This window comes from Arthrobacter sp. Soil764, from assembly GCF_001428075.1.
Classification (GTDB): Bacteria; Actinomycetota; Actinomycetes; order Actinomycetales; family Micrococcaceae; genus Arthrobacter.
In genome coordinates this window covers 1-11,769 of the sequence record NZ_LMSI01000016.1, presented here as the reverse complement: position 1 = coordinate 11,769, position 11,769 = coordinate 1, and the positions used below count along the sequence as shown (strand labels likewise).

At 65.6% G+C, this 11,769-nt stretch carries 9 protein-coding genes, 1 pseudogene and 3 riboswitches; of the genes and pseudogenes, 7 read left to right on the top strand and 3 right to left on the bottom strand.

The genetic code is table 11. From position 1 onward, the window contains the following. Both ASG86_RS20655 and ASG86_RS09710 read left to right on the top strand, forming a co-directional pair. Positions 1-279: pseudogene (locus tag ASG86_RS20655) on the top strand (HNH endonuclease signature motif containing protein); the annotation flags it as partial. Positions 280-300: 21 nt separating this feature from the next. Next, a complete protein-coding gene (locus ASG86_RS09710; protein ID WP_056333191.1) occupies positions 301-1,191 on the top strand; it encodes a serine hydrolase domain-containing protein in 891 nt (296 codons plus the stop codon). A gap of 75 nt (positions 1,192-1,266) precedes the next feature. Here ASG86_RS09710 and ASG86_RS09705 read toward each other — a convergent pair whose 3' ends face one another. From ASG86_RS09705 to cycA, 3 genes are all read right to left on the bottom strand, one after another. Continuing rightward, positions 1,267-2,016, bottom strand: coding sequence for a LamB/YcsF family protein (locus tag ASG86_RS09705; RefSeq protein WP_056333188.1), 750 nt, complete (start codon positions 2,014-2,016; stop codon positions 1,267-1,269). After that, complete coding sequence (locus tag ASG86_RS09700) at positions 2,000-2,800, bottom strand: hypothetical protein (RefSeq protein ID WP_056333197.1); 801 nt, start codon at positions 2,798-2,800, stop codon at positions 2,000-2,002. Before ASG86_RS09700 ends, ASG86_RS09705 begins: the two co-directional genes overlap by 17 nt. A gap of 242 nt (positions 2,801-3,042) precedes the next feature. Next, entirely contained in the window at positions 3,043-4,584 is a 1,542-nt protein-coding gene (cycA, locus tag ASG86_RS09695; RefSeq protein WP_156386169.1) for a D-serine/D-alanine/glycine transporter, read from the bottom strand. Between the two features lie 50 nt (positions 4,585-4,634). Next, positions 4,635-4,729, bottom strand: a riboswitch (glycine riboswitch). Beyond that, positions 4,730-4,827: riboswitch (glycine riboswitch) on the bottom strand. Positions 4,828-5,118: 291 nt separating this feature from the next. Further along, positions 5,119-5,219, top strand: a riboswitch (glycine riboswitch). 160 nt (positions 5,220-5,379) lie between these two features. Here cycA and gcvP point away from each other — a divergent pair. From gcvP to ASG86_RS09670, 5 genes are all read left to right on the top strand, one after another. After that, the gene (gene gcvP / locus ASG86_RS09690; protein ID WP_056333186.1) at positions 5,380-8,232 is read left to right on the top strand and encodes an aminomethyl-transferring glycine dehydrogenase; all 2,853 of its coding nucleotides are present in this window, start codon (positions 5,380-5,382) and stop codon (positions 8,230-8,232) included. A gap of 10 nt (positions 8,233-8,242) precedes the next feature. Continuing rightward, positions 8,243-9,379 carry a glycine cleavage system aminomethyltransferase GcvT gene (gene gcvT, locus ASG86_RS09685; protein WP_056333183.1) on the top strand — a complete coding sequence of 379 codons (1,137 nt, stop codon included), beginning with the start codon at positions 8,243-8,245 and terminating at the stop codon, positions 9,377-9,379. A gap of 32 nt (positions 9,380-9,411) precedes the next feature. Continuing rightward, on the top strand, positions 9,412-9,795 hold the full coding sequence (gene gcvH, locus ASG86_RS09680) for a glycine cleavage system protein GcvH (RefSeq protein WP_056333182.1): 384 nt from the start codon (positions 9,412-9,414) through the stop codon (positions 9,793-9,795). Next, a complete protein-coding gene (glyA, locus tag ASG86_RS09675; RefSeq protein WP_056333179.1) occupies positions 9,792-11,120 on the top strand; it encodes a serine hydroxymethyltransferase in 1,329 nt (442 codons plus the stop codon). The genes gcvH and glyA overlap by 4 nt, the downstream gene beginning before the upstream one ends. Positions 11,121-11,510: 390 nt before the next feature. Continuing rightward, positions 11,511-11,769, top strand: a 259-nt coding sequence (locus ASG86_RS09670) for a serine dehydratase beta chain (RefSeq protein ID WP_327019824.1), incomplete at its 3' end; no start/stop codon positions are given.

Genomic DNA, 11,769 nt, shown 5'->3' with positions numbered 1-11,769 from the left:
CGGCCATGGATCCCCGACCCCGCCACCCACAACGGACCGCCCGGCTGGACCTCACCCACCGGCCGCCACTACAAACCCGAACACCCAGACCCCGAACCAACCCAGTGGCCACCGGGCATCATGCCGGTGTCCACCGGGACCCCTTGCATGGAAGCCTGCCCGGAAGACCTCCCGCAGTGGGAACCGGACGACGACCAACTCATTGACCTCAACGACCTGTCACCAGAGGATCCAGTGTGGGCGGAATTCTTCACCAAACCGTTCGTGCTGTCCGGTTGAACAGGCTGGGACACTATATAGATGACTACCGCGCCTGCAGTCCTCGATCACATTGTTTCCGGGGTTAATGAAGAGGGACTACAGGCACATGGCGTACACGTGCTCATCGGACAAGATTCAGCCCACCACCGGTGGCACAGCGACGGCCGACGAAACATCTTTTCCGCTTCCAAGGGCGTCTGCGCGATTGCGGTAGGGATGGCCATTGGCGACGGGGTCCTGTCCCTGGAAACCACAGCACACGAAGCGCTTCCACAGATGGACCTCGGGGTCGGGGTGGAAGCAGTCACGCTCCGGCATCTGTTGACGATGTCCAGCGGAATCGACTTCCCTTGGTTCGGACACGAAGGCGTGCCTTGGCCGGATCTGGCACAGGAGATGCTCCGCCGGCCAGCCATCGGGACTGGTGCCCGATTCCAGTACAGCGATGCCAGCACTTACCTGGCCATGCGGATCCTGGGCGCAGCAATCGGCGATGTCACGGACTGGCTGCTGCCCCGCCTCTTCGAACCGCTGGGCATCGGTGAGCCGCAATGGCAACGCTGCCCGTTGGGCTGGATCATCGGCGGAAGCGGACTGGAGCTTCGGACGGAGGAGCTTGCCCGGATTGGCCAACTGCTGCGCGATCGCGGACGCTGGGACTCGGAACAACTCGTCGATAGCGCATGGATCGAGCAGATGCATGGTTCCTGGGTCAGCACGGGAGCTGAACCCCGTTTCGCACGCTACGGCTTCGGCGTCTGGGATGGTCCCGGCAACTGCTGGCGGTTGGACGGAGCCTATGGCCAGTACGTGATTGTGGACGAAAGACGGGATGCAGTTGTCACCATCACGGCCCATGAGGAGCACCGGGACCAACGCCTCGCTGAACTTGCCTATGAGGGACTAAACGAAGCCATCAACTTGAAGTGAGACGCATCTGGAAAGAAGCAGGAAACAAGTTCCTTGCCCCCAATGACGCCAGCCTGACATGGCGTCGCCGCGGTCCTACGCGAAGGGCTCCAGTCCTACCCCTGCAGCTTCGAGTCCTGACCTGATCCGGGCTGCCATCTCTACCGCCGCGGGGCTCCCGCCCTGAAGACGCAGTGAGTCCGGCCGGAGGGCTACCACCGTGCCGTCCGCAGCCACCAGTTCACCTTGCGTGGCCAGGCGGACGGCCCGCTCAACCACGGCGTCGACGTCAGGAAGGACTGCATTTTCGTCGGAGAGCGGCACCAGGCTGCCGTCAGGGAGGTAGGCGCGGTCGGCGAAGGCCTCGACGAAGACCGGGTGCCCTGCTTCCTTGGCCTGCTTCAGCAGCTCCGAGCCCGGGAAGCCCAAAAACGGAAGGCCTGGATCGTAGGCGTTTACTGCCGCGACAACGGCCGAGGCCTGCTCGGCGTCGTGGACCGTGGTCTCGTACAGCGCTCCGTGCAGCTTCACGTAGTCCACGGAGGCACCCACGGCGTGCGCCACGCCGTCGAGCGCGCCAAGTTGGTACAGCACGTCACCGAAAAGCTCGTCGAAGCTCATCCCCAGCATGCGACGCCCGTAGCCGGCCAGATCCCGGTAGCCCAGGTGCGCGCCGACGGTGACATCAAGTTCGTATGCCGCCCTGCAGCTGTCGAGCATGGTGACGGGGTCGCCTGCATGGAGGCCACAGGCTACGTTGGCGCTGGTGGCCAGCTGGAACATCGCCGGATCGCCGCCCGCGGTCCAGGAACCGAATGATTGGCCTACGTCAGCGTTGAGATCCAAATGTGTTGCCTTCCAGCGTCAGGTTGTCCGGCCCGGCGGCGGCAGTCAGCTCCCCGGGGATGGTGTCCGGCATTGGCCCGAACGCCTCCCGGGCGTTCTTGGCCACCGCACGGCCCATCACGAGGTTACCGGCTCCGCCGACAACCGCCCCTATGCCGAACGGGAGGGCCCTGCCGAACAGTGCAGTTCCCTGGCGCTTAAGCAGGTTTTTCAGGAAGGCATGCTGGATCCGCTTCCGGACACTGCCGAATCCCGGCCCCACCATTGACTTTGAAAGCGCGTTGCCCCAGGTGTTGGTGGGCCCTCCGGATGCCTGGCCACTGAGTGTGCCCAGCAGGGCCGTGCCCTCCTCGCCAAGCATGATGGCCATGACCATGGTGCCGGCCTTCTCCGGATTGGTCAGGCGGATGCCGTGGAGTTCAGCCAGCGAGGTTGCGTAAAGGGCTGTTGCTTCCAGGAAACCAACGGTGGCGGCGGCGGAAAGTCCCAGCGATGCCACGGTTCCAACACCGGGGACGACGGCGGTGGCACCCACCAGGGCACCCCCGCCGGCAACGGCCCGCAGGTAGTCGCGCTCTGCGATCTCCGCCAGCTGGGCAGCGGTGGCACGTGGATGCTTCTTCTGGAGCCGGCGGATGTAGCCAACCACCAGGGGCCGTTGGATCTGCACTGCCTTCATGAGCATGTTGTGGACCCCGGGCTTTGGCTTGCCCTCGGAATCGAACATTGCATTGTGGGCGGTTTCCTGTGCGATGCGTACTGCGGGGTTGCTGCGCCGGGCCATGGTCACCTTCATTCAAATCGACCTGCAGCGGGTAAGCTGCCGTGCTCATTCCATCCTATGTGGACAAACACTAAGCATGCTTAACTTTCCGTGCCACAGGTCCACGGCTCCACAGCTCCAGCTCCGGACCGGGCTGATGCTGCGGCAGGATCAGCCCAGCTCCTGCCGCAGCATCAAAGCGGGAAGTCATCGCCGGCCAGGGCGTCTTGATCAACCCAGCACAGCTGCTGAACCACCGACTGTCATTTCCTGGCCCGCTCAACCCCGCGCGCGGCCGGAGCGGAGTCCTGGCCTGCGGAGCGCCCGGCGGCAGCTTCATCGGCCCGGAGTTCAGCCCGGAAGACCTCGAAGCGGGCAAGGTGCGCCGGACGGCGGCGAAGGATGGCCCACGCCACGCCAAGGATGACGAACCAGATGGGTGTTACCAGCAGTGCAACGAGGGTGTCGGGCTGGGTGGTCAGGGCCCACAGGACGAAGGCGAAGAACGCGTAGACCACCCACACGGCCGGGATGCCACCGGGCATCTTGAACTTTGATGCCGCATGCAAGTGCGGCCGGCGGCGGCGGAAAGAGATGTAGCTGGCCAGGATGATCGACCAGACGAAGACGAAGCAGACGGCTGACACGGTGGTCACCATCTCGAAGGCCTTGCCAACGTCCTGACCGGCATACATGAGTACGACGCCGGACAGCAGCAGGACGCAGGACAGGAACAAGGCGTTGCTGGGCACCTTCCTCGTGGACAGGCGGCCGAACATGCCTGGAGCGTCCCCCTCCTGGGCCAGGCCGAAGACCATGCGGGACGTGGAGTAGATGCCGGAGTTCGCGGAGGACATGGCCGAGGTGAGGACCACCAGATTGACCACTGTGGCCGCGGCGCCGAGGCCGGCCAGGGAGAACATGCCGATGAAGGGGCTGTGGCCTGCCGCGAACTGGGTCCACGGGGTGACGGCCATCAGGATGACCAGGGCGCCGACGTAGAACAGCAGCACGCGGACTGGGATGGCGTTGATGGCTTTGGGCAGTGTGCGCTCGGGGTTCTTGGCCTCGGCGGCGGTGGTGCCCACCAGTTCGATCCCCACGAAGGCGAACACGGCGATCTGGAATCCGGCCACGAAGCCCATGAACTCGTTGGGGAAGAAGCCGCCATGGCTCCAGAGGTTGGTGAAGCTTGCCGTGCCCGCGTCACTCTGGAAGCCGCTGAAGATCATGAACAGGCCCACGATGATGAGTGCAGCGATGGCGATGATCTTGATAAGGGCAAACCAGAACTCGGTCTCGCCGAAAGCCTTGACGGTGGCGAGGTTCAGCAGGAGCAGGATGGCCACCGTGGCCAGGCCCGGGATCCACAGCGGAAGCCCCGGCCAGAGTTCCTTGGAGTAGCCGGCAATCGCGATCACGTCCGCGATTCCGGTGATCACCCAACAGAACCAGTAGGTCCAGCCGGTGAAGAAGCCTGCCCAGGGCCCCAGGAGGTCGGCGGCGAAGTCGCTGAAGGACTTGTAGTTCAGGTTGCTCAACAGCAGTTCGCCCATGGCCCGCATGACGAAGAAGAGCATGAAGCCGATGATCATGTACACGAAGATCACGGACGGGCCGGCCGCGGAGATGGTCTTGCCGGAGCCCATGAAGAGGCCGGTGCCGATCGCTCCGCCGATGGCGATGAGCTGGATGTGGCGGTTGGTGAGCTGCCGTTCAAGGTGGGGTGGCTCGCTGCGGGCGGGCGTATTTGCGGCTTCGTTGCGCGCAGGTTCGCCGTTGGACGTGGGGGGATGAATCGCCATGAGGAACTCCATCGATAAAGCGGCACTTGGGTACCGCAAAAGATTTGGTTCCTCCCCGCTCTGTGGTGAACCTGAGAGTTTCCGCAGCCATGCCGCTTGCACCGTCGGTGAGCCAGGAACTTGCCTGGCTGCTTTCCAGAGTTGCCTGTCCGCGGCGGTACGTGGGCCTGAGAGTTTCCTGGGGAGGATTTGCTCCTACGGCGCCTGCTGAATGTACCGGCAGGGCTCTCCCGCCGCAGGTCGAAGGCATGTTCAGTTGGAAACCGCAGCCCCGGGGGCCGCGGCGGGTCATGCATTTGGGACGGGCGCCGGCTGGTGGGCCGCTCCGGATATGTTGAGCCGGCCACCGGCGGCACCAATCCCGGGGTTCAGTGTGGTGTCCGTCACGATCGAAAGTCAAACCTGCCATGACACAAGCGGGACAGAAGGAGTCTCGCGGGCCGGATTCAGCCGCTGCGGCGGCCGCCCGATTTGCCACCGGCAGCTAATCCAGATATCTTGTGAGCCGAATCACCCACATTTGAATAAGCCTTTCGAGCTGTGACGGGAGAGTCCTCCCGGCGAATCACCGGGCAGGCGCCGTAGGAGCAAATCCTCCCCAGGAATCTCTCAGGCCCACGTACCGTCACGGCGAGGCGACTCTGGAAAGCAACCGGGCTTTTGCCTGGTTCACCGACGGTGCAAGCGGCCCCCTGCCAAGAGCAGGCAACGCGGAATCTCTCAGGTCCAATACAGAGCGGGGAGGAACCCATCCCACGCCGTGCCGCCTTCGGCCGGCCAGAACTGGAGTTCCTCATGACGATTCAATCGCATCCAACATCGTTTGTTGACCGCCATATCGGCGCGCGCCGCCAGGCCGACGTCGACACCATGCTCAAGGCCGTGGGCTACGACAGCGTGGACGGCCTCGTTGACGTGGCCGTTCCCGCCTCCATCCGTCAGGAAACTGCGCTCAGGCTGACCGACGCCCTCAGCGAGGTGGAGGTCCTGGCCGAGCTGCGCAGGATCGCCGGCCGGAACAAGACCGCGGTCCAGATGATCGGCCAGGGTTACTACGACACCGTGACTCCGCCGGTGATCCGCCGCAACATCCTTGAGTCCCCGGCCTGGTACACCGCCTACACCCCGTACCAGCCCGAGATTTCCCAGGGCCGGCTTGAGGCGCTGCTGAACTTCCAGACCATGGTGCAGGACCTGACGGCCCTTCCCGTGGCCAACGCCTCCCTCCTCGACGAGGCCACGGCGGTGGCTGAAGCCGTGCTGCTGATGCGCCGGGCGAACAAGAACAAGGATGCCAAGGACGGCAAGACGGTGCTCGACGCCGATTGCCTTCCCCAGACCATCGCCATCGTGCTGGGCCGCGCAGAGGCGCTCGGCTTCGAGGTGGAGGTCACTGATCTCTCCAAGGGACTGCCCGACGGCCACATCAACGGCGTCGTTTTGCAGCAGCCCGGCGTCTCCGGCCGGGTCTGGGACCAGTCCGCCGTCATCGGCGAGGCCAAGGACCGCGGTGCGCTGGTCACCGTCGCAGCGGACCTGCTGGCACTTACGCTCATTACCCCTCCGGGCGAGCAGGGCGCGGACATCGCCGTCGGCTCCACCCAGCGTTTTGGCGTGCCGTTGTTCTTTGGGGGGCCGCACGCCGCCTACATGGCAGTCCGCAAGGGCATGGAACGGACCCTGCCCGGCAGGATTGTGGGTGTTTCCAAGGACAACGCCGGCGCGCCCGCCTACCGCCTGGCCCTGCAGACCCGCGAGCAGCACATCCGCCGCGAGAAGGCCACGTCCAACATCTGCACCGCCCAGGCGCTGCTTGCCATCGTGTCCTCCTTCTACGCCGTGTACCACGGCCCGGACGGGTTGAAGGCGATCGCCGAAGCCGCCCACCGCAAGGCCCGGGTCCTGGCCACCGCCCTCACGTCCATGGGCCGCGAACTGGTCAGCGACTCCTTCTTCGACACCCTCACAGTCCGCGTTCCCGGCAAGGCCGCCAAGGTCATCACCGCAGCCGAAGCCCGCGGCATCAACCTGCGCTTCATCGACGCGGACACCGTGGGCCTCTCCGTTGATGAGACGACGACGGCGGCAACACTGTCGGCCGTCGCCGTCGCCTTTGGTGCCGGTCCTGTGAGTGACGCCCAGGGGTTCGAGCTGCCCGAGTCAGTGCTGCGCACCTCCGACTACCTGCAGCACCCTGTGTTCAACACCCACCGCTCAGAAACCCAGTTGCTGCGCTACATCCGCAAGCTCTCGGATCGGGACCTGGCGCTGGACCGCACCATGATCCCGCTGGGCTCCTGCACCATGAAGCTGAACGCCACCGCGGAAATGGAGGCCATCTCCTGGCCCGAGTTCGCCTCCATCCACCCGTTCGCCCCGGACTCCCAGACTGCCGGCTGGCGTGAACTGATTTCCGGGCTGGAAGCCGACCTCGCCGAGATCACCGGCTACGACCAGGTGTCTATCCAGCCCAACGCCGGTTCCCAGGGCGAGCTGGCGGGCCTGCTGGCGATCCGCGGTTACCACCACTCCCGCGGCGACCAGCAGCGCAACGTCTGCCTCATCCCGGCCTCGGCGCACGGCACCAACGCTGCCTCCGCCGTGCTCGCCGGGATGAAGGTCGTCGTCGTGGCCACCGCCGCGGACGGCACCATCGACCACGCAGATTTGCAGGCGAAGATCGAGGCCCACCAGGACGTCCTTTCGGCCATCATGATCACCTACCCGTCCACCCACGGGGTGTACGACGCCGACGTCCGCGAGGTCTGCGACGCCGTCCACGCCGCCGGCGGCCAGGTGTACGTTGACGGCGCCAACCTGAACGCCCTCGTTGGGCTTGCCCAGCCGGGAAAGTTCGGTGGCGACGTCTCCCACCTGAACCTGCACAAGACCTTCTGCATCCCGCACGGCGGCGGCGGACCCGGCGTCGGTCCTGTTGCCGCCAAGGCACACCTCGCCCCGTTCATGCCCGGTGACGCGAACAAGGCCGCCCACGAAGCCGGACATGGCGTTGCCATCAGCGCCTCCCGCTTCGGCTCGGCCGGTGTCCTGCCCATTTCCTGGGCGTACGTGAAGCTGATGGGCGGTGACGGCCTGACCGAGGCCACCAAATCCGCGCTGCTGGCAGCTAACTACGTCGCCTCACGCCTGAACGAGTTCTACCCCGTCCTGTACACGGGTGAAGGCGGGCTGGTGGCCCACGAGTGCATCCTGGACCTGCGCGAACTCACCGCGAAGACCGGCGTGACGGCCGAGGATGTGGCCAAGCGCCTCATCGACTTCGGCTTCCACGCCCCCACCCTGGCCTTCCCCGTTGCCGGAACCCTGATGGTGGAGCCCACCGAGTCGGAGGACCTGGCGGAGATCGACCGCTTCATCGAGGCCATGATCACCATCCATGGCGAGATCCAGCAGGTAGCCAGCGGTGACTTTACCCTGGAGGCATCACCGGTGCGCAACGCACCCCACACGGCGGCCGCCGTCGTCAGCTCCAGCTGGGACCGCGCATACCCCCGCGAGCAGGCCGTCTTCCCCGTTGCCTCGCTGCGCCAGGACAAGTACTTCCCGCCGGTGGGCAGGATCGACGGCGCCGCCGGCGACCGCAACCTGGTGTGCTCCTGCCCGCCGCTTTCTGAATTTGAGAACTAAGGACTTTCCGATGACTGAGAACTACACCGCGCTCTATGATCAGCACAAGAAAGCCGGGGCCTCCTTCACGGACTTCGGCGGTTGGCAGATGCCGCTCAAGTACAGCTCGGAGCTGGCCGAACACCACGCCGTCCGCAACGCCGCCGGCCTGTTCGACCTCTCCCACATGGGCGAAGTCTGGGTGACCGGCCCCGACGCCGCCGCGTTCCTGGACTACGCACTGGCTGGCAAACTGTCCGCGGTGGCGGTCGGAAAAGCGAAGTACTCGCTGATTTGCGACGCCGACGGCGGCATCATCGACGACCTCATCACCTACCGCCGCCCCGCCGCGCAGGACGGAACCGACGTCTTCCTGGTGGTCCCCAACGCGGGCAACGCCGCGGTTGTGGCCAAGGAACTCCTGGAGCGCTCCGCCAACTTCGACGTCACCGTGAAGGACGCCTCCGCGAAGACCTCGCTGATCGCCGTGCAGGGACCGAATTCCGAGGAGATCCTCCTGAAGCTGGTCCCGGCCGAACAGCACGCACTGGTCCGGGAGTTGAAGTACTACGCCGCCGTCGAGGTGGACATCAACGGCCAGGACCTGCTGTTGGCCCGCACCGGCTACACGGGCGAGGACGGGTTCGAAATCTACGTTCCCAACGAGGACGCCGCCGGCCTGTGGGAAGCGCTGCTTGAAGTTGGCGCCGGCCACGGGCTCATCCCCGCCGGCCTCGCCGCCCGCGACTCCCTCCGCCTCGAAGCAGGCATGCCGCTCTACGGCAACGAACTCTCCCGGCACGTGAACGCCTACACGGCAGGCCTGGGTCCCGTGGTGTCCCTGGCGAAGGAAAGCGACTTCGTGGGCAAGGAAGCACTGGCGGACATCAAGGCCGCCGGAGTCGGTTCAACCATCGGGCAGAAGCTCGTGGGCCTCAAGGGCACCGGCCGCCGCGCCGCCCGTGCCCACTACCCCGTCCTCAAGGACGGCAGCCTGGTGGGTGAAGTGACCTCCGGCCAGCCCTCCCCCACCCTCGGATACCCCGTGGCGATGGCCTACGTCGACGTCGAATTCGCCGAAGCCGGCACCGTCCTGGACATCGACCTCCGCGGCAAGCCCGAGCGCTTCGAAGTGGTCAACCTCCCGTTCTACAAGCGCCAAAAGTAATCCACCGCAGTTTTCAAACGTAAGGAAAAATCATGAGCAAAGTTGTTTCTGAACTGAAGTACTCCGCCGAGCACGAGTGGGTTGCCGTTGACGGATCCGGCCCTGCGGGGATCGGGATTTCCGCCGTGGCTGCCGATGCGCTGGGTGACATCGTGTATGTTGACCTGCCCGAGGTGGGCTCCACCGTGACGGCCGGCGAAACCTGCGGCGAGGTGGAATCCACCAAGTCCGTCTCCGACCTCTACGCTCCCGTAACCGGTGAGGTTATCGAGATCAATGACGGCGTGGTCTCGGACCCCGCCCTGATCAACAGCGATCCCTACGGCGCCGGCTGGCTCTTCAAGGTGGCTGTTGCCGAGGAAGGCCCGCTGATGTCGGCCGAGGAGTACGCAGCAGCGAACGGCGGCGAGCTGTGAGCGGGGCTGCATCGGCAGGGACCGTCGCCTTTGAGCAGGTAGTCTCCCCCAGCCTGAACGCCGACCTCGCCGCCCTGGATCCGGAGATTGCAGCAAAGATCGACGACGAACTGGGCCGCCAGCGCGACGGCCTGGAGATGATCGCTTCCGAGAACCACACTGCCGCAGCAGTGATGCAGGCGCAGGGCTCCGTCTTGACCAACAAATACGCCGAAGGCTACCCGGGCAAGCGTTACTACGGCGGCTGTGAGCACGTCGACGTGATCGAGCAGCTTGCCATTGACCGGTTGAAGGCCCTGTTCGGAGCCGGGTTCGCGAATGTCCAGCCGCACTCCGGTGCGCAGGCCAACGCCTCGGTCATGCACGCGCTGATCAAGGCGGGCGACACCATCATGGGCCTTAACCTGGCCCACGGCGGCCACCTGACCCACGGCATGCGGATCAACTTCTCCGGCAAGCTCTACAACGTGGTGCCGTACGGCGTCCGCGAGGACACCCACACGGTGGACATGGCCGAGGTGGAGCGCCTGGCCCAGGAGCACAAGCCTCAGCTGATCGTTGCCGGCTGGTCCGCGTACGCCCGGCAGCTGGACTTCGCGGAGTTCCGCCGCATTGCCGATTCCGTGGGCGCCTACCTCATGGTGGACATGGCGCACTTCGCCGGCCTGGTGGCCGCGGGCCTGCACCCGTCTCCTGTCCCGCACGCGCACGTCACCACCTCCACCACGCACAAGACCCTCGCCGGTCCGCGCGGCGGCATCATCCTGACCAACGACGCCGACATCGCCAAGAAGATCAACTCGGCTGTGTTCCCCGGCCAGCAGGGCGGCCCGCTGGAACACGTGATCGCGGGCAAGGCCGTGGCGTTCAAGATCGCCGCGTCCGAAGAGTTCCGCGAACGGCAGGAACGCGTCCTGTCCGGTGCCCGCATCCTGGCCGAGCGCCTGGTCCAGCCGGACGTCACGGCCAAAGGCATCAGCGTTGTGTCCGGCGGCACGGATGTGCACCTGGTCCTGGTTGACCTGCGGAACTGCGACCTCGACGGGCAGCAGGCCGAAGACCGGCTCGCCGCCATCGACATCACCGTCAACCGCAACGCCGTCCCGTTCGACCCCCGCCCGCCGATGGTCACCTCCGGCCTCCGCATCGGCACCCCCGCCCTGGCCACCCGTGGCTTCGGCGAGGACGCCTTCCGCGAGGTGGCGGACATCATCTCCGAGGCATTGATTGCCGACGCCGGCACGGACCTGTCCGGGCTCCGTCACCGCGTGGAGGCACTCGCCGCAGCCCACCCGCTGTACCCGGGCGTCGCGCCTCTGTCCTGAGCGTGGCTGGGTCCGGGACCGGCGGACCGGACATTTTCACGCGTGCTGCTCGTTCCTCGCTTTGACGCACGCTTTCGAAAAGTCCGGCTCCGCCGGCGCTCGTGGGCAAGTCGCCACAATGCATGGGCCAAGGTGAGGGCCAGGGACAGGACATGGGTGGGCGCGGACTACGTGTGTTTGTCTTCCCCGCCACGCACGATCGTGGCCGGCCTGCTCGTTGCCTGCTTGCCGCGTCGCTCGGGTGCCGTGTCCTCGGAGTGGGCGGGGCATCCGGCAGCGTGCGTCTAAGGGAGCGTCACGTCCGCGCAGCGGGCGTCTTCGCGACCGAGCACGCAGAGGACGTCCTGCCCGCTCCACCTCAACCACCCGTTTTAGTTAGGAACCAATCGCATGGCTGTCGGCGTTTTTGATCTCTTTTCGATCGGTATTGGGCCCTCCAGTTCGCATACTGTGGGGCCGATGCGGGCTGCTGCCGTTTTTGCGGAGGAGTTGAAGGCCTCAGGGGTGCTGGCTGGGGTGGCGGGGTTGCGGGTGGATTTGTTTGGGTCGCTGGCCGCGACGGGGCACGGGCACGGGACGATGACCGCTGTGCTGTTGGGGTTGGAGGGGTTCCATCCGGAGCTGATCCTGCCGGCGGAGGTGGAGGAGC

Excerpts from the sequence above, each read along its gene's own strand:
- ASG86_RS09710 (WP_056333191.1), top strand. The coding sequence starts at position 301 with ATGACTACCGCGCCTGCAGTCCTCGATCACATTGTTTCCGGGGTTAAT.
- ASG86_RS09700 (WP_056333197.1), bottom strand. The coding sequence starts at position 2,800 with ATGGCCCGGCGCAGCAACCCCGCAGTACGCATCGCACAGGAAACCGCC.
- cycA (WP_156386169.1), bottom strand. The coding sequence starts at position 4,584 with ATGGCGATTCATCCCCCCACGTCCAACGGCGAACCTGCGCGCAACGAA.
- gcvP (WP_056333186.1), top strand. The coding sequence starts at position 5,380 with ATGACGATTCAATCGCATCCAACATCGTTTGTTGACCGCCATATCGGC.
- gcvT (WP_056333183.1), top strand. The coding sequence starts at position 8,243 with ATGACTGAGAACTACACCGCGCTCTATGATCAGCACAAGAAAGCCGGG.
- gcvH (WP_056333182.1), top strand. The coding sequence starts at position 9,412 with ATGAGCAAAGTTGTTTCTGAACTGAAGTACTCCGCCGAGCACGAGTGG.